Source organism: Aminobacter carboxidus, assembly GCF_014863355.1.
In the GTDB taxonomy this organism is placed as follows: Bacteria; Pseudomonadota; Alphaproteobacteria; order Rhizobiales; family Rhizobiaceae; genus Aminobacter; species Aminobacter carboxidus.
This window is the reverse complement of sequence record NZ_JACZEP010000009.1, coordinates 51,162-74,104: the sequence shown is the minus strand read 5'-3', so window position 1 is coordinate 74,104 and position 22,943 is coordinate 51,162. Positions and strand designations below refer to the sequence as shown.

Sequence of the window (22,943 nt, the reverse complement as noted above, 5' to 3'; positions counted from 1 at the left end):
TTCCGTTAAGGTTAACAATTAACGGAAGATCAAGCGCTTTTGCCACTTGGGCGCCCTGCCTCTGCTTACTTCAACGACGGGCTGAAATGCGTGCGAGACCGATGTCCTTGGCGAAGGGCCAGACGGTGTTGGACATGGTTTCAATGCCTGATGACGACAGCGCCGAGCCGAACAGGAAGCCCTGAACGAGGTCGGGATGCACCTCGACGGCGAGGATCTTGAGCTGTTCGAAGGTCTCGACGCCTTCGACCGTGACCGACAGGCCGAGCGGGCGCGACAGATCGACAATGCCCTTCAGCAACTTCAGCGAACGCGGGTTCTGGGCGACATCGGCCAGGAAGCTGCGGTCGATCTTGACCTTGTCGAGCGGCAGCTTGTGCAAATAGCTCAAGCTGGAATAGCCGGTTCCGAAGTCGTCGAGCGCGATGCGCACGCCGAGCGCCTTGAGTTCTTCGATAAAGCTGCGTGTCGACGACTTGTCGTCGAGCAGCGCCGTCTCGGTGACCTCGATTTCGAGGCGGTGCGGCGCCAGGCCCGACGCGGCGAGCGCGTCGCGCACCTTGTCGACGACATCGCGATCGCGGAAATCCTTGGCCGACAGATTGACCGACACGCCGATCGGGGCCGGCCACTTGGCGCATTCGGCGCAGGCAGCCTGCAGCACGAATGTGCTGATGCCAGAGATGATGCCCATCTCTTCGGCCAGCGGAATGAAGGTTGCTGGCGAAATCGGGCCAAGCTCCGGGTGGTCCCAGCGGCACAGCGCCTCGCAGCTGGCGATGCGCATCGTGCTCATCGAGACGATCGGCTGATAGACGACACGCAGGGCACGGGCTTCCACCGCATTGCGCAGATCGGCCTTCATCAGCTGGCGATTGCGGAAGGCGGCATCCATCACCGCTTCGAACAGATGCCAGCTGTTCTTGCCTGACTCCTTGGCCTTGTAGAGCGCCAGGTCGGCCTTGACGATCATCGCATCGACGTCGGATTCGCGCACTTTGCCGAGCACGGCGCCACCGCTGGCCTGGATGCGCAGCGCATGGCCGGCGACATCGACCTCGCCCTGCATTTCGGCGAAGATCCGGTCGAGCATCAGCTTGAGATGGCTCTCGTCGTCGACCTTGTCGAAATAGATCATGAACTCGTCGCCGCCGAAGCGGCTGACCTTGACGGTGTCGGAGGCAAACGCCGCCAGCCGCTCGGCGACTGCATAGATGAGCCCATCGCCGACCGGATGGCCAAGTGTGTCGTTGACGCTCTTGAAGTCGTCGAGGTCGAGCACGGCAAGCGCGCAAAGCCGGTCGCGGTCACCAGACAGGATGCATTCAGCCGCCACTTCGTGGAAGTAGGCGCGGTTGGGCAGCCCGGTCAGGCCATCGTAGCGGGCCATGAAACGGATCTTCTCTTCGGCGGCGACACGGGCGGTCACGTCCTCGAAGGTGATGACGCCGAGTTCCTGGCTGCCTTCGCGCGCCGAGAACTCCAGGCACTGGCCGTTGGCGAGCGAGACCAGGACCTTGCGGTCCCTGCCCTCGCGCAGCGCGCGGGTCAGTTGCGCCTCGATGTAGCGGCAATCCTTGAGCGCAAGCTGGCCACCGGCGACACCACGCATCAACAAGCCGTGGATCGAGCGGCCAAGCAGCGCCTCGGGCGATTTGACAGACATCAGATGGGCGGCTTCCGCATTGGCGACCGCAACACGGCCATCAGGGCCGAGCATGACCAGGCCATGTGACATGGTGTTGAGGGCGCGATTGAAGCGCTGAGCCAACCGGTTGGACTTCTTTTCCTCTGACACTGCGGTGAACAGCACGTCGCGCACCGTGTCGGCGAATTTCCGGATCGCGTAGAGGAACGGTGCTGAAAGCAGCCCGAGGAAGACGTGGTAGAAATCACCGCGCAGCAGGAAGCCGAGCGAGATCGCCCAGGTCATGGTGACGGTGAAGATCATCACCATGCGCGGCGAGCCATAGTTGCGGCCGGCGATCGAGGTTGCCGAAGCAAGGGTCACGCAGACGGAGGCGATTTCGGCGAAGGGATCGTGTGCGAAATAGATGCCGGCCAGGCAGAACGAACCCAGCGCCAGGCCATGCAGCGTGCCGTAGAGGATGTAGTCGTTTTCGCGCTTGTGCGCCTCCTCCCACGTCGTAGCAGCCGGCAAGCTGTTGTATTTGCGAAAGTTTCGCATGCGCAACGTGGCGACGAGCACCATGAACAGTGCTACGACGAGATAGAGCGGATGAGCGGTTTTCCACCAGACGACGCCGATCAGGAGCGTCTGCGCAACCATACCAACAGCCAGCGTCGAGCCATCGCGGAAAAGCGTTTCCACGAAGGGAATGTAGACGTCGACCGGTATCTCGTTGTTTCTTCTGCGCATCCGAGGCCTGCCTGGGAGGCCAAGGACTGCCACATCCACCTTAAGAAAGGCTTAGAAAGCGCCCACTTATGTGCCTGGAACGCTACTCAATCGCGCACCACAACTTCTAATTTAGGTTCAGGTAAACAAGTCGTATCGCCTATTCGGCGGCCTGGAGGGTGGGACTTGCCGGCGCGGCGTTCAGCCGTTTGACCAGCCGCTCCCGCTCGCCCGACGCCTTTTCGACGCTCGCATGCTTGACGTGACCATAGCCGCGGATCAGCTGCGGCACCGACGCCAGAGCTGCCGCCGCTTCGATGTTGTCGCTGGTCAGCCCACCCTGGATCAGTTCGAGATCGGCCTCAAAGCGGTCGAGCAGTGCGCGCTCCATGCGCCGTTCGGCGGTGTAGCTGAAGACGTCGAGGGCACCGCCACGCAAGCCCTTCATCGCTGCAAGCAGCTTGAAGCCCTTCATCATCCAGGGACCGAAACTCGACTTGCGCGCCACGCCATCGGCGCCCTTGCGGCCGAGGATCGGCGGCGCGAGATGGAACTCGAGCCTGTCGTAGCCCTGGAACTGCTTTTCAAGCTCGCGCTGGAACGAGCCGTCGGTGTAGAGCCGCGCGACCTCATATTCGTCCTTGATCGCCATCAGCTTGAACAGCGAGCGCGCTGCGGCTTCGGTGACGACGGTCGAGCCCGGCTTGGCTTTGTGCTCGGCGGCACGGAGCGAAGCGATGCGGCCGATGTAGCGCTCGGCATAAGATGCATCCTGATAGGCTTTCAGGAACTTGGCGCGGCGCGCGATCATTTCGTCGAGCGTCTGGGCCACGCCAGGCTCGTCGCCGCGACTGGTACGGCCGATCATGGTGCGGACGAATTCCGGTTCATGGGCGGCGCGGCGGCCCCAGCGGAAGGCAGCGACGTTCATCGCCACCGCCTCGCCGTTGAGCGCGATCGCCTTTTCGACGGCTTCGGTCGACAGCGGCAGGCCGCCATGCTGGAAGGCAAAGCCAAGCATGAACATGTTGGCGCCGAGCGAATTGCCAAACAAGGCAGATGCTGTGCGGGTGGCGTCGAAGAAATGCGCGTTCACCTCGCCCGCCGCGTCGCGGATGGCCTTCTTCAGCCGTTCCGTCGGCAACGAGAAGTCGGCCGAACGGGTGAACTCGCCAGGCATGATCTCGGCCGTGTTTGCAACGAAGATGGTGTGGTTTTCGCGCACCGCCGCCAGCACCTTCTTGGCGCCCGACACGACGAGGTCGCAGCCGAGGATCAGGTCTGCCTTTCCGGCCGAGACACGGATGGCGTTGATGTCGTCAGGCGAGCGGGCGATGCGGACATGGGTGAACACCGAGCCGCCCTTTTGGGCAAGGCCGGCCATGTCGATCATGCCGCAGCCCTTGCCTTCGAGATGGGCCGCCATGCCAAGGATGGCACCGACGGTGACGACACCGGTGCCGCCGACGCCGTCGATGATGGCGGCCCAGCCGTCGCGGTCGAGCGGCAATGGCCGTGGCTCGGGCACGCCCTGCAACGCGTCGCTGGTGCCGGCGATGCCTTCGGCCTTGCGGATCTTGGCGCCATGCACAGTCACGAAGGACGGGCAGAAGCCGTTGACGCAGGAAAAGTCCTTGTTGCAGCTCGACTGGTCGATCTTGCGCTTGCGGCCGAATTCGGTCTCGACCGGCTGGATCGAAACGCAGTTCGACTTGACGCCGCAGTCGCCGCAGCCCTCGCAGACGAGCTCGTTGATGAAGACGCGCTTGTCGGGATCGGGAAAGGTGCCGCGCTTGCGCCGCCGGCGCTTTTCGGCAGCGCAGGTCTGGTCGTAAAGCAGGACGGTGACGCCCTTGATGTCGCGCAGCTCGCGCTGGACGAGGTCGAGATCGTCGCGGTGATGGAAGGACGTGCCGACGGGAAACTGCGAACGACCGCCATATTTGTCCGGCTCGTCGGTGACGACGGCAATACGCTCGACGCCTTCGGCCCGGACCTGGCGCGCGATCATGTCGACGGTCAGGCTGCCTTCATGCGGCTGGCCGCCGGTCATCGCGACCGCGTCGTTGTAGAGAATCTTGTAGGTGATGTTGGCATCGGAGGCGAGCGCGAAGCGGAGCGCCAGCGTGCCCGAGTGGTTGTAGGTACCGTCGCCGAGATTCTGGAAAATGTGCTCGCGTTTGGTGAACGGCGCCTGGCCGACCCATTGCGCCCCCTCGCCACCCATGGCGGTGAAGCCGACGGTGCTGCGGTCCATCCACAATGACATGAAGTGGCAGCCGATGCCGGCACCGGCGATCGAGCCCTCCGGCACCTTGGTCGACGAATTATGCGGGCAGCCGGAACAGAAGAACGGCGTGCGCGAGGCCACGTCAGTGGTGTCGGCCAGCATCGCCTGATACTGGCGCAACCGGCTGACGCGGGCGGCGATCTCCTCCGACGGGCCGATGACCTTGAGCACGCGCTCGCCGATGGCGATGGCGATGTCGTTGGGGTCGAGCGCACCCTTGGCCGGGAACAGCCAGTCGCCGTGCTCGTCCTTCTTGCCGACGACCTTCGGCTGCATCGCGGTGCCGTACAGCTCCTCGCGCACCTGGACCTCGAGCAGCGAGCGCTTTTCCTCGACGACGACGATCATCTCGAGGTCGCGGGCAAAATCCCTGATGTGCTCGATGTCGAGCGGCCACGGGCAACCGACCTTGAACAGGCGGATACCAAGCTGGTTGGCGCGGCTCTCGTCGATGCCGAGATCGTCGAGCGCCTGGCGCACGTCGAGGAAACTCTTGCCGACCGTGATGATGCCGATCTTGGGCTTGCGGCCGCCGGAATAGACGATGCGGTTGATGTTGTTGGCGCGGATGAAGGCGGAAGCGGCGGCGCGTTTGTATTCGTGCAGCCGCGCCTCCTGGCCGAGTTGGTCGAGCTCGTGGCGGATGTTGAGCCCGCCTGATGGCATGTCGAATTCGGGAATGACGATGTTGAGGCGGCCAAGCGAGGCATCGACCGACGCGGTGGACTCGATGTTGTCCTTGACGCATTTGATCGCCGCCCAGGTGCCGGCGAAGCGCGACAGGGCAAAGCCGTAGAGGCCGTAGTCGATCAATTCCTGCACCCCGCCCGGATTGAGGATCGGGATCATCGTGTCGACGAACAGGAACTCAGTGGCATGCGCGTTGGTCGAGGATTCGGCGGTGTGGTCGTCGCCCATCAGCGCCAGCACGCCGCCCTTCTTCGAAGAGCCGGCGAGATTGGCATGACGGAAGACATCGCCCGAGCGGTCGACGCCAGGGCCCTTGCCGTACCAGACCGAAAACACCCCGTCGTGCTTGCCTTCGCCCAGAAGCTCGGCCTGCTGCGAGCCCCAGCAGGCGGTGGCGGCCAATTCCTCGTTGAGGCCGGGCTGGAAGACGATGTTGGACTGCGCCAGCTGCGTCTTGGCTTTCCACAGCTGCAGATCGAGCCCGCCGAGTGGCGAGCCGCGATAGCCCGAGACAAAACCCGCAGTATCAAGGCCGGCAAGCCGGTCGCGCTCGCGCTGCATTAACAGCATGCGGATGACGGCCTGGGCGCCGGAGAGGAAGATCCGCTCCTTGCCCAGATCGAACTTGTCGTCGAGAGCGACGTCGTGAAGCGTCATCAGCATGTCCTGTGCCCCAACCACCCTCGATTCGGGCGGCTGACCTTGGGTAGCCTAGCGATAGCTTTTCCGGGCGCGGCTGTCGCGTCAAACGAATTTCTTTGCTTGGCGAAAAGAACAATCGAAGCTGCGTATGGCCGCTGGCTACGCACGAATCCGAAAGCCAAGGCCGTCCGCGCGCACGAAAATTTCCGTTAGCCGGACAGCTCAGGCGGCAGGCGGACAGGTCACGCCACGACCTCCGGGCAGATGCCCGCCCGGATGGCCCTTCAGCTCAGGATTGGGCTCGTAAAGCGGGCCGACGACGAGTGGCTTGTCGGGCAGCACCGACTGGTCCTGCGCTGAGACCATCGTCGTCTCCAGTGACTGCATCACCCCCCCCTTGGCATCCTCGATGCGGATCGACACCTTGTAGGGCCGATCCTTGACCACGCATTCGAGCGGCGGGCTGTTGATCGTCACCTTGTCGTTGAGCGGCCAAATCTGCTGGCGCACGACAAGCGCTTCGCCGCCGTCGGGGTTTTCGAAGGTTGCGATGGCCACCTCGCCTTCGCCGACCGGCTTCAGCGGCCGCAGCGTCACCAGGTATTGCACCGTCGCGACGCGGTAGTTGAAGACGAACAGCCGCCCGGACAGTTCGAAATGCTCGCTTTCCTTGCCGCTGTCGCGACAGCCGGCCAAGGCCAGCGAAGCAACAGCAAAAAGGGCAAAGGCCCCGCACAAAAACCTCCGCTCAGCCATTCGCCACCTCCTCCTTGCGCCTGCTGTAATGGCGCTTTGCCTTCTGGCGGTTGCCGCAGACAGCCATGTCGCACCACAGCCGGCTGCCATTGCGGCTGCGGTCGACGAAGAGCCAGTTGCAGTTCGGGCAGATGCGAAGCCGCGACATGGTGCTGGCAGACAGCAGCGACAGCGCCGACACGGCAAGTGCTGCCTCGAACGCCAACGGCTCCGGCGCGGACCCGAAGGGTGCTGCGGCACCCAGGCTTTCGCGCGACCCGGCAAGCCCATCAGCACAGGCGTTGAGGAAATCGGGCAGGTCGGCTGTGTCAAGCACGCCATCGACAATGTTGCGCCGCATCAGCCGGTCGGTGGTTTCCCGGATTGCCATCACCGTGCCGGCGATCGCATGTGGGTCGGGCGCAGCAAGCGCCCTGCCCTTGAGTTCGTCGGCGCGAAAGCTGCTTGCAGCCGCAGCGAAGCGGGCGATCTCCGCTGGATCGGCGAAGCGGTCGAAGCTGCGCTCGACATCGCCGCGAAGCACAACGGTGTTGGTGGTGTCGAGCGCAAGCGCGCCACCAGAAAAGCGATGCCGGGTCCAAGAAACTGCCATAGCCAAATCTAACTGGTAAACGCAATTTGACAAGTTAGATTCCAAGGCGCAGTTTTGCCTGACGCGGAAGGTGGCCGCCCAGCCGGACAGCGCATGCTCTATTTCTTCCAACAGCTCCTCAACGGCGTGCATTCGGCGGCAATCTACGGCCTGCTCGCCTTCGGCTACGCGCTTGGCAACGGCCTGCTCAAGCGCACCAACCTCGCTTATGGCGGCGTCTTTGCCTTTTGCGGCCAGACGATGATCCTGGCGGCCGTCTACGGCTACCAGGCGCTGTGGCTGACATTGCCGGCGACGATCGCCTTCGGCATCGCCATCGCGCTCGCTTATGCCGCCTTCTTCAGCCGGTTGCTGTCGCGCGCGGTATTCGCTCCGCTTGCCGGCCGGTCGCCCAACGCCATTGTCGCCGCCACCCTTGGCGTTCTGCTGGTGCTGATGGAGTTGAGCCGCATTGCCGCCGACACGCATGACTATTGGCTGCCGCCAATGCTTTCGACACCGGTGGTCTTTGCCTCGAACGGCAGTTTCGCCGTGACGCTGACCATAATCCAGCTGATCAACACGGCAATCGCCGCAGCGGTCATCATCTTTGGTGCGCTCCTGCTGGCGCACTCGAATTTCGGCCGACACTGGCGGGCGGTCGCCGACGACCCATTTGCCGCAAAACTCTGCGGCATCGACACCTCACATGTGTTCCATCGCGCGCTGCTGTTCGGCGGCCTGTGCGCCGGCCTGGCCGGTGTGCTCGCAGCCCTTTACTACGGCAATCTCGGCTTCGGCGCCGGGCTCGTCTATGGCCTGAAGATCCTGTTCATCACCGCAGTCGGCGGCTACTACGCTCCTGGCCGCGCCGCTGTTGGCGCGGCAGCCTTCGGCCTGTCCGAAGCGCTGTGGGCCGGCTACTTCCCGATCGAATGGCGCGACGCCTGGATGTATGGCCTGCTCGCGGCGATGCTGGTCTTGACCGGCGACCGCAAGGACGCTCCCAGCTTGGTCTGACCCAGCTCCCTCAGAAGCGTCGGTTTTTGCTTGCGACTTTGGTTGCATGCCGCAACGTCACGGCAGCTTTTCCCAACCTTTGCGACCTGTGCAGTGATTGACGGCACCAAGCTGTTGTGTTGACGCGACACCCGTGACCGGCATACCCATGAACATCAGGGGAGTGCCGGAAAAAAGAACGTCGGGGAACATCGGCTGCCCCATCAAATCAGGGAGGAATGCATGGCAGGGCTTCTCGCTCTATCCAGGGTCATTGACCGTATCAACGAGGCGATCGGCAAGACGGTATCCTGGGCGATTCTGGTTGCCATTCTCGTCAGTGCCGGCAACGCGGTCATCCGCAAGACCTTCAACATGTCGTCCAATGCCTGGCTGGAGCTGCAGTGGTACCTGTTCGGCGCCGCCTTCATGCTGGCCGCCGCCTACACGTTGCGGCAGAACGAGCATATCCGCATCGACATCGTCTACGGCATGTTCTCGCGCCGGGTGCAGCACTGGATCGACCTGCTCGGCCACCTGCTGTTCTTGATGCCTTTCGTCATCCTGATGATCTTTTACTTCGTCCCCTATGTGAGCCTGTCGTTCCGCTCCGGTGAAATGTCGTCGAGCTCCGGCGGCTTGATCCTGTGGCCGGCCAAGGCGCTGTTGCTGTGCGGTTTCGTGCAGCTCGGCTTCCAGGGCATTTCGGAGATCATCAAGAAGATCGCCATCATGCGCGGCGACATGGACGACCCCACGCCCTTCATCTCGGCCCACGAACAAGCCGAACTTGAAGGCAAGGCGCTGGCCGACGAGGTGCGTCCATGATCGAGTTCATCGCCCAGAACATGGCGCCGATCATGTTCTTCTCGCTCATCATCTTCATGCTGCTCGGCTACCCCGTTGCCTTCTCGCTCGCCGCCAACGGCCTGCTGTTCTTCTTCATCGGCGTCGAGTTGGCGCCCTACTCCAACGGCTCGATCAACCTGTCCTGGCCATTGCTCTATGCGTTGCCCGAACGTTTCTGGGGGGTGATGTCGAACGAGACGCTGCTGGCGATCCCGTTCTTCACCTTCATGGGCATCGTGCTCGAACGCTCCGGCATGGCCGAAGACCTGCTCGACACCATCGGCCAGCTGTTCGGCCCGATTCGCGGCGGCCTTGCCTATGCCGTGATCTTTGTCGGTGCGCTACTCGCAGCGACCACGGGCGTGGTTGCCGCCTCGGTCATCGCCATGGGCCTGATCTCGCTGCCGATCATGCTGCGCTACGGCTATGACCGGCGCGTCGCGTCGGGCGTCATCGCCGCATCCGGCACCCTTGCCCAGATCATCCCGCCTTCGCTCGTGCTTATCGTGCTCGCCGACCAGCTCGGCCGCTCGGTCGGCGACATGTACAAGGGCGCGCTGATCCCCGGCCTGGTTCTGACCAGCCTGTACATGAGCTACATCTTCCTGATGTCGATCTTCCGGCCGAAATCGATGCCGGCGCTGCCGCTTGAGGCACGCACGCTCGGCCATGGCGTGACTTCGCTGTTTGCGGCACTGCTGCTGGCAGCGGTAATCGCCTATGCCGCGCATGTCTACCTGTCGCCGACCCATGGCGCCAATGCCGACATCCTCGGCGCCTGTGTCGGTTTCATCGTCATCTACGTCGCTGCCATCCTCGACCGCGGCCTCAAGTTCAACCTGATGTCGCGACTGGCGCAGCAGGTCATCATCGTGCTGATCCCGCCGCTGGCGCTGATCTTCCTCGTGCTCGGCACCATCTTCCTCGGCATCGCCACGCCGACCGAAGGCGGCGCGATGGGCGCGGTGGGCGCCCTGATCATGGCTGGGATGAAGGGACGGCTTTCGCTTGACGTCATTCGCCAGGCGCTGGCCTCGACGACGAGGCTGTCGTCCTTCGTGCTGTTCATCCTGATCGGCGCGCGGGTGTTTTCGCTGACCTTCTACGGCGTCAACGGCCATCTCTGGGTCGAGCACCTGCTGGTGTCGCTGCCCGGCGGCGAGGTCGGCTTCCTGATCGCCGTCAACATCCTGGTCTTCCTGCTGGCCTTCTTCCTCGACTTCTTCGAACTGGCCTTCATCATCGTGCCGCTTCTGGCGCCTGCCGCCGACAAGCTCGGCATCGACCTGATCTGGTTCGGCGTGCTTTTGGGCGTCAACATGCAGACCAGCTTCATGCACCCGCCCTTCGGCTTCGCGCTGTTTTACCTGCGTTCGGTCGCGGCCCGGGTGCCCTATCTCGACCGCATCACCGGCAAGAACATCGAGCCGGTGACGACGGGGCAGATCTACTGGGGTGCCGTTCCCTTCGTCTGCATCCAGATCATCATGATCGGGCTGACGATCGCCTTCCCGCAGATGGTGATGCATTACAAGGGCACGCCGGTTGATCCAAGCACCATTGAGATCAAGATGCCCGACATGCCCGGACTGGGCGGTGGCCTCGGCCTGCCGCCGCTTGGCGCACCGGCTCCCGGCACCGCACCAGCCCCCGGCACGGCACCGGCGGCACCTGCCAACGACCTGACGAAGCCGCCGAGCTTCAACTGACGGCTACGACAAGCGAAAGGGCGCCGAAAGGCGCCCTTTCTCATTGTGACGATGCTGGCCAGGCGCTGACCTTGCGCCGCGATGCTCAGAGCGCTTCGGAGCGCTGCTGGATCATCATGAAAGTGTCGAACGTGTACTCCGACAGCTGCGCCCAGAGATAGGCGTCCTTGCGGAACGCCGTCTGGCTGTCGAGGATCTTCTTGAAGCCGGCGTTGGTTGCGGAGATCTCGGCATAGGTCTGGTTCGCGGAGTCGAAGCAGGCCTTCATGATCTCCGGGCTGAAGGGGCGCAATTGCGCGCCGTTTGCCACCAGCCGGCGCAGCGCCGCCGGGTTCTTGTAGTCGTAGGTCGCCATCATGTCGCAATTGGCCGCCTGGCAGGCGGAGGCAAGCGCCACCTGATAGTGCTTTGGCAGTTCCTGCCATTTGGCCAGATTGACCAAAGTGTGCAGCGTCGGCCCGCCTTCCCACCAGCCGGGGTAATAATAATAGGGCGCGACCTTATGGAAGCCGAGCTTCTCGTCGTCATACGGCCCTACCCATTCGGCCGCATCGATGGTGCCTTTTTCGAGTGCCGGGTAGATGTCGCCGCCGGCGATCTGCTGCGGCACCAGCCCGAGCCTTTCGAGCACCTTGCCGGCAAAGCCGCCGACACGCATCTTCAGCCCCTTCAGGTCGGCGACGGTATTGATTTCCTTGCGATACCAGCCCCCCATCTGGGCGCCGGTATTGCCGCATGCGAGCCCGTACAGCCCTTGCGTCGCGTAGAACTCGTTGAGCAGGTCGTGGCCGCCGCCATGATAGATCCAGGCGTTCATCTGCCTGGCATTGAACATGAACGGCACGGCAGTCGCCAAGGCATAGGTCGGATCCTTGCCCCAGTAATAATATGACGCCGTGTGGCAGCATTCGACGGTGCCGGCCGACGCCGCGTCCGCCGCCTGCAGGCCGGGCACGATCTCGCCGGCGGCGAAGACCTGGATGTCGAAGTTGCCGTCGGTGGCCTCACGAACGTAGGTGGCCATCGTTTCGCCGGCGCCATAAATCGTATCGAGCGCCTTCGGGAACGACGAGGTACAGCGCCAGCTGACCTTTGGCGACGACTGTGCAATCGCCGGAGCAGCAAGCATCGACGCGGCAGCGACCCCAAGACCGGATGCACCGGTCCTGCGGATGAAAGATCTGCGATCCATCCCTTACTCCCATTTGTTGCTTATGTTCTTGAGCGCGCCGGGGACCCCTTGATGTTCTGCTTGTCCGGCACGGGCGGGAGAATAGCAGAACCGAAAACGGTTGCCGCAAAAAAACAGACGCCCCGCGGCTTGCACGACAGGGCTTGCGTTACTGCCGCTACCGCGCCTGGAGCTTGCCGTGACGACCCCGGAGCACGATGTTGCGTTAGCTTCGCCCGGCGAGATGCCCGGCCCGTCGCCGCAAGAATGCCGAGTCTGACACCGAGCTGGCCAACTCGATGGCGATGGCGTACGCGGCGGCCGCTTGGCTGAAATTGCCCTTGCGCGACAACAGCTCGGCGCGCGCCGCATGATAGGGCTGATAGCCCTTGAGTTCGGGCGCCAGCGCGTCGAGCGAGCGCGACGCGGCTTCAAGCCACCCCGCCTCGGACAGGCCAACCGCTCTGCGTGCCGTCATCGCGGTGTTGCAACCACCACAATGACAACTGAGGCCGGAACATCATAACGACATTCCGGCCTCGAAATGTATAAGGCCCGGGGCGCGCGCATGTGCGTCCCGGGCCTCTGACACGGTGCAGTGCGGAAGCTTAGAGCTTGCCGTTACGCTGCTGGATCATCATGAAGGTGTCGTAGTTGTATTCGGCGATCTGGGCCCAGAGGTAGTGCTCCTTGCGGAAGCCCTTGATCGAATCCCAGATCTTCTTGAAGCCGGGGTTGCTGGCTTCCATCTCGGCATAGACCTCGTTGGCCTTGTCGAAGCAGGCCGAGAGGATTTCCGGGCTGAACGGACGCAACTGCGCGCCGTTGGCAACCAGGCTCTTGACTGCCGTCGGGTTGAGGAAGTCGTACTTCTGCAGCATGTTGGCGTCGGCCGCCTGGGCCGCCGTGCGCAGCAGCGCCTTGTAGGCTGCCGGCAGCTCCTCGACCTTGGCCTTGTTGAACATGAAGTGGACCGTCGGGCCACCTTCCCACCAGCCGGGATAGTAGTAGTAGGGCGCGACTTTCTGGAAGCCGAGCTTCTCGTCGTCATAAGGGCCGACCCATTCGGCAGCGTCGATGGTGCCCTTTTCCAGCGCCGGGTAGATGTCGCCGCCGGCGATCTGCTGCGGCACGACGCCGAGCCGCTCGACGACCTTGCCGGCGAAACCGCCGATGCGCATCTTCAGGCCCTGCAGATCGGCGACCGTGTTGATCTCCTTGCGGAACCAACCGCCCATCTGCACGCCGGTGTTGCCGCCGGGCAGACCATAGAGACCCTGAGTCGCCAGGAATTCGTTGAACAGGTCGATGCCGCCGCCATGGTAGTGCCAGGCGTTCATGCCGCGTGCATTGAGCGCGAACGGAACGGCCGCACCGAGCGCCCACGTGGGGTCCTTGCCCCAGTAATAATATGCCACCGTGTGGCAGGCTTCGACCGTACCGGCGGTCGTTGCGTCTGCTGCCTGCAGGCCAGGCACGATTTCGCCGGCTGCAAACACCTGGATGGTGAAGTTGCCGTCAGTGGCTTCCGACAGGTGCTTCGACAGGACTTCAGCACCACCATAGATGGTGTCGAGCGACTTCGGGAAGGACGACGCGAGCCGCCATGTGATCTTGGGATTGGACTGGGCAATTGCCGGTGCCGCAAGCGTCGCTGCGGCAGCGGCCGCACCTACGCCGGTGGTTCCGGCCTTCCTGATAAATGAACGGCGATCCATCAAAATCCTCCCATAGTGGACCGAAAGACATACGACGCTGGGGAAATATCTGGCCTCCCACCACTAACGCCGACCGCGACAATACACGGCGAAGGGGATGAGTAAAGCGCGCCCGAGAGGGCAGGGAAAGTTTGACCGCGCAAAACGCTGCGGCAGCCCAAGCATCTAACACTATAGTCTAATCCCGCTCATCTGGCACATACGAGATATGCAAACTTGTGTTGGAAAAGCGCCTCGGGATCGCCTATTTTGTAGGCAAGGAAACAGCCTGCTTTCCACAAGGATTCGAACCCGATCATGCACCAGCCGCTTGTTGCCGTGTCGTCAGACGTCAAGCAGTTCGAGAACTACACCTGGCATGCAGCACCCCAGCAGTATCTCGAGGCGGCGATCTCGGGCGCCGGTGTGCTACCGGTACTGGTGCCCAATTTCGGCGACCGCCTCGACCTCGACGAGCTGTTGTCATCCGTCGACGGGGTCATGCTGACCGGCTCGAAGTCCAACGTCGATCCGCGCCTGTATGGCGAGGAAGCGACCGAGGCCAACGGCCCTTACGACTTCGCCCGCGATGCCACGACCATGCCGCTGATCCGCAAGGCGATCGAGCGCGGCGTGCCGCTGCTCGCCATCTGCCGCGGCATCCAGGAATTGAACGTCGCGCTTGGCGGCTCGCTCGCCACCGAAATCCAGGAGCGCGAAGGCATCGCCGATCACCGCGCACCCGTCAGCGACAACCAGGACGAACGCTTCGCCATCCATCAGGTGGCGACCATCAAGCCAGGCAGCTGCCTTGCCGGCGTGTTCGGCCCAGGCGACATCCTGGTCAATTCGGTCCACCGCCAGGCGGTCGAACGCCTCGGTTCGAAGCTGCAGGTTGAGGCGGTGGCACCCGACGGCACTGTCGAAGCGGTGTCGATACGCGACTCACGCGCCTTCGCCGTCGGCGTGCAATGGCATCCCGAATACTGGGTCAAGTCGGACGACGTCTCGCAGCGTATCTTCAAGGCCTTCGGCGATGCCGTGCGGGCCCATGCTGTCGCAAGGCAGGCGGCACGGACGGCAGCGGAGTAAGCTCCGGGCGCTTCCCCGCGCCGGGGAGATAGCACCCCAGCCAGATCGGCTCAGCTAGACCCTGGCCGTCACTTCAGCGGTCTCGGGCACGGGCGTCAACGCCCGGCGCGCCTGGGAAAACCACGACAAGATGTTGTCGGCGGCAAGATCGGCCATCGCTTGCCGGGTGTGGACGGTGGCGGAGGCGACATGCGGCAGCAGCGATGCGTTGGGCAGGTCGATCAATGCCTGCGGCACGTTCGGCTCGTCGGTGAAGACATCGAGGCCAGCCGCCAGGATCGTGCCTTTTGAAAGAGCCGCAACCAGGGCTGCCTCGTCGACGGTGGCGCCACGGCCGACATTGACGAAGACGCCGTTGGCACCGAGCGCTTCGAAGATGCCGGCGTCGACGATCTTTTCGGTCTGCGGCGTAGCCGGCGCCACCGACACCAGCGTGTCGACGGCGGCTGCCAGTTGCTTCAGCGTCGGAAAGTAGTCGTAGGCGACGCCATTGACAGGGCGGCGGTTGTGATAAGCGATCGGCAGCCCGAAGGCTTCGAGACGGCGCGCGACGGCAAGGCCGATGCGGCCCATGCCGAAGATGCCGATGCGGCGGCCGCGCAGCGTGCCCGGCGTCAGGCGATAGCCGCCCTCGCGGACCCAGCGCCCGTCGCGCAGCCAGGCTTCGGCCCGCGGCAGCTCGCGCACCGTGTTGATGAGCAGGCCGACAGCGGTGTCGGCGACCTCCTCGGTCAGAACGTCTGGCGTATTGGTGACCATGATGCCGCGCGCGCCGGCATGGCGCGCATCGACACCATCGTAACCGACGCCGAAATTGGCGATGATCTCGAGATGGGGCAAAGCGTCGATGAAAGCCGCATCGACGCGGCCGGCCGAGGCGATGCCGCGCACCTTTGCCTTCATCTCCTGGGTCAGCAATGCCGGATCGCCAGAGGCGAGTTCAACGAGCGGAAATGCCGATTTGAGCCGCTCGGCGACGCGCGGGTGCAGCAGGCCGGGGATCACGATCGCCGGCGTTTCGGAATTCGACACGGTCATGTGCGTTCTTTGGGTTTTCCGGTGGACTGCCTGACATGCAGCTCGGGCTTGATCAGTTCCTGCGACGGCCGCACCGACTGGCCGTTGAGCTTGTCGAGCAAAGCGCTGGCAGCGCGGCGGCCGACCTCGCGCTGACCGTTCCACACCGTGGTCAGTGCCGGCGTCGCGATCTGGGCCTCCTCGAGGTCGTCATAACCGGTGACCGAGACGTCGATGCCGGGCACGAGGCCGGCACGGGCGATGCCGTTCATCAGGCCGATGGCGACGAGGTCGTTCCAGCAGCAGGCGGCCGTCGGCTTGTCCTTCAGCGCCAGGAACTGTGCCGCCGCCTCGAAGCCGCCCTGCTTGGTGCGCGGGCCGGCGATACGCCAGCTCGGCAGCACTTCGAGCCCCGCTGCTTCCATGGCGTTGAGATAACCCTGGTAGCGGTGGCGGCCGGTCGAAGTCTGGTCGGTGCCGCCGATCATGGCGATGCGTTTGTGGCCGAGCGAGATCAGGTGGTTGGTGGCAAGTGCGGTGCCATAGGCGTCGTCGCCGCGGAACACCGGCACCTCGGCACCTTCGACCGAACGGGCGATCAGCACCGCGGGAAGCCCGTTTTCCTCGGCCATGACGATGTCTTCGGCCGGCGTGCCGATGGCCGGCGACATGATCACCCCGTCGGCGCCGAGCTGCAGGAGCGTGTCGACGAAGGTGCGCTGCTTTTCCAGATCGTCATAGTGGTTGGACAGGATGAAGGTCTGCCGGCTGCGGTCGAGTTCGCTCTCGATGGAGCGCAAAATCTCGGCATAGAACGGGTTCATGATGTCGTGGACGACGACCCCGACAATGCCGGAGCGCGAGGTGCGCAGGCTGGCGGCACGGCGGTTGTAGATGTAGCCGATCTCGCGGGCATGCTGCTTGATGCGGTCGCGTGTGACGTCGGCGACAAGCGGGCTGTCACGCAACGCAAGCGACACGGTTGCGGTCGAAACCCCAAGCGCGTCGGCAATCGTCGAAAGCTTGATCTTCTGAGCCAGCGGGCCCTCCATCCGCAAGCGTGAACGGACGGTCTTTTAAACCGTTTAAAGCCGTATGCCATTGTTCAACGGCAAATCAAAGCTTTTTTGCCAGCTCTTCGGTTTCGGTGCTTGGCGCGGCCCGGTTCCGAACCCTCAGCGTATGCTCGCGATGGATGATGTAGAGGCCGCTGGCAACGATGATCATGGCACCCGCAAGCGTCCAGCGGTCGGGCAACTGGTCGAACACCAGCCAGCCCAGGATGATCATCCAGACCATCTGCAGGTAGGGGTAAGGCGCAAGCGCTGTGGCGGAGGCGCGCTGATAGGCCTTGATCAGCAGCCAGTGGCCGAAACCGCCGAAGACGCCGAGCCCGAACAGCACCAGCCAGTCGTAGGAGTGGACAGGCAACGAGCCGGCCAAAGGCACGGCCGGCAGCATGAAGATCGCCGGCACGACAGCCGAATAGAGGATCAGGCTCTCGGCCGTTTCGCGTCGGCCCATCTGCCGGGTCATAATGGTGTAAAGCGACGAACTCAGCATGGCGCAGAGCGAAAAGATGTGGCCGATGTCGAAGCCGCCGAAGCCCGGCCGGGTGATGACGAGCACGCCGAGAAAGCCGACGAAGACCGCGAGCCAGCGCCGCCAGCCGGCCCATTCGCCAAGCAGCGGCCCGGCAAGGGCGGTGATGACCATCGGACTGGCGAAGTTGATCGACACGGTTTCGGCAAGCTGCAGGGTCTGCAGCGCCAGAAAATTGAAGATCGTCGAGCCGAACATGAAAACCGCGCGCAGGATCTGCAGCTTCAGGCTCTGCGGCACAAGGCGCTCCGGCCGCTCCCAGGCCTTGAACAGCACCAGCACGATCGCCGCATGCACGGCAAAGCGCACCCAGGTGACGAAGGGCGCAGCCATGCCCGACGTGACGAGATGCTTGGCGCTGGTGTCGAGGAAGGAAAACACCAGGCCCGAGGCGAATATCAGCAGGATCGCCGATGAAGGCGTTGCGGTTTCTGCTGGTTTTTGAGGAGACACGCTGGCAGGCCGGGCAAATGACTGGGGATATCTGGCTATTGCGCCTATCGCCGCCGCCCGGCAAGGCAAAACAGGTGGGCCACGCCATTTTCCATCCCTGTAACGGGATGGAGCGCTGCTGCCGTTGCGGCTATTCCGCCGCTTCGGCTTCCAGTTCGGGCTCGACCTCGGCCGCACCCTCGACATCGGCGGCGGCCTCGTCGTCGATCAGGGTCAGGTCGGAAAGGTTGGCCTCGATGCGCAGCAGAAGCTTGGAAAGCTGCTTGATGTCCTTCTTGTCGAAACCCTTGAGCGCCTGCTTTTCGGTCTTCTTGACCGACTTCTCGACGGCGCGGATGGCATCGTTGCCGGTTTCGGTCAGGAAGATGTGGGCTTGGCGGGCATCGGTCTCCGAGGCGCGCTTTTCCAGGAAGCCCTGGGCCTGCAGCCGGTTGATGGTCTTGGTGATCGTCGGGGGACGCACGCCGAGGCGCGAGGCGAGCTGGCCAGGGGTCTGGCCGTCGTCATCGTGCAGCGACAGCATAATCTGGTCCTGGCCGGCATAAAAGCCATGTGCCAAAAGCCGTGCGGCAAGCGAGGTGCGCGCCAGCCGGGCCACTTGGTGAAGCCGGCTCATCGCCGCGCCTTTGTTGGACTTGGACATCCGCCTCTCCTGCGCCACGCCCCCGTGCCGTAATGGCCGAGAATAGTTGCTGCGTGGCCCTTGGCAATCGACCGCGGGGAGATTGTTGCCAGCTCAGTTTGCCGGCAACCGACCACGCTTACGAGCGCTATTGCCAGACGTATGTTACAGTTCGATGACAGGAATGCTTCGCCGGCAAATTGCCTATTTTTGTAAGCCCAACGCCCATCAAGGCTGCAGCGTGTTAGAAAGCTCAGCGCGGGGTGTCGGCGAAAGGTTGAGCAATCACCTGATGGTCGTCTTCGAAAACGACATAACCAGGTCGCGTCGTCCGCAGTTCGACAATATTTACCTGCCCCACTTCTTCGACAAGAGCGACAAGCAGGCGTAGCCTTCGAATGTGCTCGTCTGCGTTGGCCTTGACCCAAGAAAGCGCCGTCTCTTGTGCTCGAGGATGACGGGACTTCGAAAACCGCGTCGGCACCGCCATGTTGGCCTCGAACCACGACAATTGCTTCGTGAGGTCCACTGCAAATGGCGCTGCAGGTGTGAGGTCCCTGCGAAGCGCATAGGCGACTTTGAAAAGGCCACTACGATGCCCGAAAGGCTCGTGTGTCGCGTGCGTGACAAATCGAAGGAAAGTATCGCTCGCTTTCATTCACCCAGTCGAAGCGACGAGTGGATGTGTGTCAACGGGATTTCCAAGCTGGCGCCCGCCGAGCGGAGATCAGCTTATCCCGCCCGTTTCACGGCAATGATCATCACGGCTTCATAAGCCGAAGCCGCTTCGCTGACGGCACTTTGCACGCCCGGGCCGGCACGGCGCAGGATGCCGTCGTCGGCGTTCATCGTGTCGCGCTGTCCGCCACGCGTGGCGTAGGGCGCCCAAGTCGAGAAGATGTGCTCGCTCACATCGTCGGGGAAAAATATCTGCCCGGTCATTTCAAAGCCCTCGCGTGGGAAAGCCTTGAAATGAATGTGAGTGGTGCGGCCGCGGTACCAACCGGGATAGATGGTCTCAAAGGACACGATGCCGGTCTTGTCCGCCCGCTGCCAGCCGCGCAGGAACTTCTGTCCCGATGTATCGACGTCGCGGTTGTCGCCCTGGCCGGGATAGCCGGAGTAATGGCCCGTTGCATCACAATGCCAGAGATCGACGCGTGCGCCCTCGATCGGATTGCAGGCCTCGTCGACGACCTGCAGGCGTACGGTCAGCTTAACGCCTTCGCGCCCTTCGGTGATCTCGCTGCGCTCCAGTTCGGGGTCGAAGTAGTAGGGACCTTCGGTGGTCTCGGGCGTGATCGAGCAGACGCCAGCTTCCGGCATCAGCAGCGCTGTGCCGGATGCCGGCGAAGCCTGCTGGGCAAACAGCTGCACCGGCACGAGTGCTGTACCGCCGGCCGTCACGGCGATCAGGCCAAGTGCGCGGCGGCGGCTCAGTTTGCCGGGAAAAGACGATTTCTGCATAGCTGGCTGTCTCCGCGAAATGGCTCGGCAAGCCCCTTGCCTGGACCTCAATCTAGGTGCGCCTGATCTGCTGGCCCAATGAAACTTCCGTAATGTTTGAAACGCGCGGCCGCGATGACGTTTGAGACGTGCAAAAACCACCCCGGCATCCTATATGGAGCCTCTATCCGATCCCGAGGACGACCATGACCGAAGCTCAGACCCAAATCCCCGTTACCGTGCTGACCGGCTATCTCGGTTCCGGCAAGACGACGCTGCTCAACCGCATCCTGTCGGAGAACCACGGCAAGCGTTATGCGGTCATCGTCAACGAATTCGGCGAGATCGGCATCGACAACGACCTGATCGTGGAATCCGACGAGGAAATCTACGAGATGAACAATGGTTGCGTCTGTTGCACGGTGCGCGGCGACCTGATCCGCGTCGTCGAGGGCCTGATGCGCCGTCCCGGCCGCTTCGACGCCATCGTCGTCGAGACCACCGGCCTCGCCGACCCGGTGCCGGTGGCCCAGACCTTCTTCATGGACGATGACGTCCGTTCCAAGACCAAGCTCGACGCCGTCGTTGCCCTCGTCGACGCCAAGCACCTGCCGCTGCGCCTCAAGGATTCCCGCGAGGCCGAGGATCAGATCGCCTTCGCCGACGTCGTCGTTCTCAACAAGACCGACCTGGTGACCGCTGACGAGCTGCGCGACGTCGAAGCCGCCATCCGCGCCATCAACCCATCGGCGAAGATCCACCGCACCACCCGCGCCGGCGTGGCGCTTGACCAGGTGCTCGACCGCGGCGCCTTCGATTTGAAGCGCGTTTTGGCCGACGACCCGCATTTCCTCGACGCCCACGATCATGACCACGACCACGAATGCGGCCCGAACTGCGACCACGACCATCATCACCACCACGATCATGATCACGACCATGCCCACCATGATCACGACCATCACGAGCATGGGGCGGTGTCGCCGATCCATGACGTGACGGTGCAGTCGGTGTCGCTGCGCGGCGGCGAGATGGACTCCAAGAAGTTCTTCCCCTGGATCGAGAAGATCACCCAGATGGAAGGGCCCAACATCCTGCGCCTCAAGGGCATCATTGCCATCAAGGACGATCCGGATCGCTACGTCATCCAGGGCGTCCACATGATCATCGAGGGCGACCACCAGCGCGCCTGGAAGGACGATGAGAAGCACGAAAGCCGGCTGGTGTTCATCGGCCGCGAGCTCGACGCCGAGCGTCTCAAGCGCAGCTTCGAAGCCTGCCAGGCGGCGTAAGCCATCAGACAACCCACGGCCCTCGATCTATCGGGGGCCGGTCGCTTGCCTCGCCCCAGAGGCGTGTCGAACGCCAGCGTCGACCCAGCGTCGAAGTTGACGCTTGCTCCCCCTGTCCTTAGGGGTGAGGACAAATCAGCACCGGAAGTTTTACAGCCCATGCCGACAGTCGCCCCGCTTGATCTCGACGGACATTGCGTCACAGCAAGCTTCCTCGACAACATCCCGTTTTTCGCGCTTGCCGATGGCACGGTGCACTGGCTCGACCATGGCCAGAAGTCACTGAAGCTGCATGACGGGCTGCTGTCGGCGACGACCACCGCCAAGAACGACGTGATGATCTCGGGCGGCGAGGACGGCAAGGTGATGTCGTTGACCGCGGCGGGCGTGGCCGAGGAACTGGCAAGCATCGGCAAGAAATGGGTGACCTCGGTCGCCTCGGGACCGCAAGGCGCGCTTGCCTATGCCAGCGGCCGCAATGCCTGGGTGCGTTTCGCCGACGGCAAGACCAAGGAATTCAACCACCCGCGCTCGGTCGAAGGCATCGCCTTTTCGCCCAAGGGCATGCGCGTCGGCGTCGCCCGCTACAATGGCGCGACGCTGCATTTCCCTGCCGCCGACGGCACGCCGACCGAACTGCAATGGGACGGCGCCCATACCGGCATCACGTTTTCGCCCGACGGCGCCTTCCTCGTCACCACCATGCAGGAAAACGCCCTGCATGGCTGGAAGCTCGTCGATGCCAAGCACATGCGCATGACCGGCTATCCCGCCAAGGTGAAGAGCCTGTCGTGGAGCGCCAAGGGCAAGTGGCTGGCAAGCTCCGGCGCACCGGCGGCGATCGTCTGGCCGTTCAGCGGCAAGGACGGCCCGATGGGCAAGGCACCGCTGGAGCTCGGCACGCGCGGCAACACCATGGTGACCTCGGTTGCCTGTCATCCCAGCGAAGACATCGTCGCTGTCGGCTACGAGGACGGCATGGTGCTGGCGGTGCGTTTTGCCGACGCCAAGGAAGTACTGCTGCGCCGCCCCGGCAAGGGCGCCATCACCTCGATGGCCTGGGACAAGGAAGAACGCCGCCTCGCCTTCGGCAGTGCCAGCGGCGATTGCGGCGTCATCGACATCACCGGCTAGCGTAAATTCCAGGGAAGGACGCGAAGCGGCCGTCGCTGCGCCTGCCGCCCGAAATCTCAGCCTGCGCGCATGGCCCTCGCCGGCTTGCGCCGAAGCGCCAGGCCGTCGCGCATGTTGAGCGAAAGCAGTGCGATGTTGACCGCACCCGCGGCCAGTTCCAGTGTCTGCACGATGATGAAGGCCGCATCGAAACGCCCTTCCCCGGCCCAGCCGGCAAGCACATAGGCCGACGGCAGCAGCACCAAGAGCCCGTTGGCAGCGATGATGCGCATGCGGCGCTTCTTGATCTGGACGACAGGGCTCCTCCAGCCCTTGCCGAGCGAAAAGCCGGAGGCGCCGGCGATGATCATCGCCGGGATCAGCACCACCATGCCGGCAAGAATGGTCGCCTTAACAGTGGCGATGATTTCGGCATTGCCGGTCAGTTCGGCGGCAACGGTGGAAATCCAGAAACAGCTGACCGTGAGCAGGGCGACCCCACCGGCCGCGGCATGAAGTTTCGCTTTCATTGTCGAACCTCCCATTTGCATAGCAAGCTATATATCATTGCAT

General features: G+C 63.3%; 20 protein-coding genes. 6 read left to right on the top strand and 14 right to left on the bottom strand.

The genetic code is table 11. The annotated features are described in order from the left end of the window. Nucleotides 1-70: 70 nt before the first annotated feature. The 4 genes from IHE39_RS23360 to IHE39_RS23345 all read right to left on the bottom strand — a co-directional run bounded on the left by IHE39_RS23360 (nucleotide 71) and on the right by IHE39_RS23345 (nucleotide 7,329). Nucleotides 71-2,380 carry a putative bifunctional diguanylate cyclase/phosphodiesterase gene (locus tag IHE39_RS23360; RefSeq protein ID WP_184770606.1) on the bottom strand — a complete coding sequence of 770 codons (2,310 nt, stop codon included), beginning with the start codon at nucleotides 2,378-2,380 and terminating at the stop codon, nucleotides 71-73. Nucleotides 2,381-2,519: 139 nt separating this feature from the next. Next, entirely contained in the window at nucleotides 2,520-5,996 is a 3,477-nt protein-coding gene (locus IHE39_RS23355) for an indolepyruvate ferredoxin oxidoreductase family protein (RefSeq protein ID WP_192568131.1), read from the bottom strand. Nucleotides 5,997-6,203: 207 nt separating this feature from the next. Continuing rightward, nucleotides 6,204-6,737 (bottom strand): hypothetical protein, encoded by a 534-nt coding sequence (locus IHE39_RS23350; protein ID WP_192568130.1) that lies wholly within the window; start codon nucleotides 6,735-6,737, stop codon nucleotides 6,204-6,206. After that, on the bottom strand, nucleotides 6,730-7,329 hold the full coding sequence (locus IHE39_RS23345) for a CGNR zinc finger domain-containing protein (protein WP_192568129.1): 600 nt from the start codon (nucleotides 7,327-7,329) through the stop codon (nucleotides 6,730-6,732). The genes IHE39_RS23350 and IHE39_RS23345 overlap by 8 nt, the downstream gene beginning before the upstream one ends. 93 nt (nucleotides 7,330-7,422) lie before the next feature. On the opposite strand from IHE39_RS23345, the gene IHE39_RS23340 reads away from it, so the two are divergent. From IHE39_RS23340 to IHE39_RS23330, 3 genes are all read left to right on the top strand, one after another. Beyond that, complete coding sequence (locus tag IHE39_RS23340) at nucleotides 7,423-8,328, top strand: branched-chain amino acid ABC transporter permease (RefSeq protein WP_192568128.1); 906 nt, start codon at nucleotides 7,423-7,425, stop codon at nucleotides 8,326-8,328. Nucleotides 8,329-8,550: 222 nt separating this feature from the next. Continuing rightward, nucleotides 8,551-9,135, top strand: coding sequence for a TRAP transporter small permease subunit (locus IHE39_RS23335; protein ID WP_184770611.1), 585 nt, complete (start codon nucleotides 8,551-8,553; stop codon nucleotides 9,133-9,135). After that, complete coding sequence (locus IHE39_RS23330) at nucleotides 9,132-10,865, top strand: TRAP transporter large permease (protein ID WP_184770612.1); 1,734 nt, start codon at nucleotides 9,132-9,134, stop codon at nucleotides 10,863-10,865. The genes IHE39_RS23335 and IHE39_RS23330 overlap by 4 nt, the downstream gene beginning before the upstream one ends. Before the next feature lie 85 nt (nucleotides 10,866-10,950). Here the strand turns inward: IHE39_RS23330 and IHE39_RS23325 are convergent, their stop codons facing one another. From IHE39_RS23325 to IHE39_RS23315, 3 genes are all read right to left on the bottom strand, one after another. Then, entirely contained in the window at nucleotides 10,951-12,057 is a 1,107-nt protein-coding gene (locus IHE39_RS23325) for a TRAP transporter substrate-binding protein (RefSeq protein WP_184770613.1), read from the bottom strand. A gap of 205 nt (nucleotides 12,058-12,262) precedes the next feature. Continuing rightward, nucleotides 12,263-12,514: a hypothetical protein gene (locus IHE39_RS23320; protein ID WP_192568127.1), complete on the bottom strand. Its 252-nt coding sequence runs from the start codon at nucleotides 12,512-12,514 to the stop codon at nucleotides 12,263-12,265. Between the two features lie 130 nt (nucleotides 12,515-12,644). Further along, nucleotides 12,645-13,754 (bottom strand): TRAP transporter substrate-binding protein, encoded by a 1,110-nt coding sequence (locus IHE39_RS23315; RefSeq protein ID WP_115730829.1) that lies wholly within the window; start codon nucleotides 13,752-13,754, stop codon nucleotides 12,645-12,647. A 297-nt stretch (nucleotides 13,755-14,051) separates the two neighbouring features. Between IHE39_RS23315 and IHE39_RS23310 the strand changes: the two genes are divergently transcribed. Continuing rightward, nucleotides 14,052-14,825: a gamma-glutamyl-gamma-aminobutyrate hydrolase family protein gene (locus IHE39_RS23310; protein ID WP_192568126.1), complete on the top strand. Its 774-nt coding sequence runs from the start codon at nucleotides 14,052-14,054 to the stop codon at nucleotides 14,823-14,825. Nucleotides 14,826-14,879: 54 nt separating this feature from the next. Here the strand turns inward: IHE39_RS23310 and IHE39_RS23305 are convergent, their stop codons facing one another. From IHE39_RS23305 to IHE39_RS23280, 6 genes are all read right to left on the bottom strand, one after another. Continuing rightward, nucleotides 14,880-15,863, bottom strand: a complete 984-nt coding sequence (locus IHE39_RS23305) for a 2-hydroxyacid dehydrogenase (protein ID WP_192568125.1) — start codon at nucleotides 15,861-15,863, stop codon at nucleotides 14,880-14,882. Beyond that, complete coding sequence (locus tag IHE39_RS23300) at nucleotides 15,860-16,894, bottom strand: LacI family DNA-binding transcriptional regulator (protein ID WP_184770616.1); 1,035 nt, start codon at nucleotides 16,892-16,894, stop codon at nucleotides 15,860-15,862. Before IHE39_RS23300 ends, IHE39_RS23305 begins: the two co-directional genes overlap by 4 nt. A gap of 64 nt (nucleotides 16,895-16,958) precedes the next feature. Then, nucleotides 16,959-17,897 (bottom strand): DMT family transporter, encoded by a 939-nt coding sequence (locus IHE39_RS23295; RefSeq protein ID WP_184770617.1) that lies wholly within the window; start codon nucleotides 17,895-17,897, stop codon nucleotides 16,959-16,961. A 130-nt stretch (nucleotides 17,898-18,027) separates the two neighbouring features. Continuing rightward, nucleotides 18,028-18,540, bottom strand: a complete 513-nt coding sequence (locus IHE39_RS23290) for a MarR family winged helix-turn-helix transcriptional regulator (protein ID WP_192568124.1) — start codon at nucleotides 18,538-18,540, stop codon at nucleotides 18,028-18,030. A gap of 232 nt (nucleotides 18,541-18,772) precedes the next feature. Next, nucleotides 18,773-19,177: a hypothetical protein gene (locus IHE39_RS23285; RefSeq protein ID WP_184770620.1), complete on the bottom strand. Its 405-nt coding sequence runs from the start codon at nucleotides 19,175-19,177 to the stop codon at nucleotides 18,773-18,775. 74 nt (nucleotides 19,178-19,251) lie between these two features. Then, nucleotides 19,252-19,986, bottom strand: coding sequence for an intradiol ring-cleavage dioxygenase (locus IHE39_RS23280; protein WP_192568123.1), 735 nt, complete (start codon nucleotides 19,984-19,986; stop codon nucleotides 19,252-19,254). A 185-nt stretch (nucleotides 19,987-20,171) separates the two neighbouring features. Here IHE39_RS23280 and IHE39_RS23275 point away from each other — a divergent pair, with 185 nt between their 5' ends. Then, complete coding sequence (locus IHE39_RS23275) at nucleotides 20,172-21,257, top strand: CobW family GTP-binding protein (RefSeq protein ID WP_192568122.1); 1,086 nt, start codon at nucleotides 20,172-20,174, stop codon at nucleotides 21,255-21,257. A 159-nt stretch (nucleotides 21,258-21,416) separates the two neighbouring features. Then, nucleotides 21,417-22,391, top strand: a complete 975-nt coding sequence (locus IHE39_RS23270; RefSeq protein WP_192568121.1) for a WD40 repeat domain-containing protein — start codon at nucleotides 21,417-21,419, stop codon at nucleotides 22,389-22,391. A gap of 56 nt (nucleotides 22,392-22,447) precedes the next feature. On the opposite strand, the gene IHE39_RS23265 is transcribed toward IHE39_RS23270, so the two are convergent. Further along, nucleotides 22,448-22,900 carry a hypothetical protein gene (locus tag IHE39_RS23265; protein ID WP_192568120.1) on the bottom strand — a complete coding sequence of 151 codons (453 nt, stop codon included), beginning with the start codon at nucleotides 22,898-22,900 and terminating at the stop codon, nucleotides 22,448-22,450. Nucleotides 22,901-22,943 lie beyond the last annotated feature (43 nt).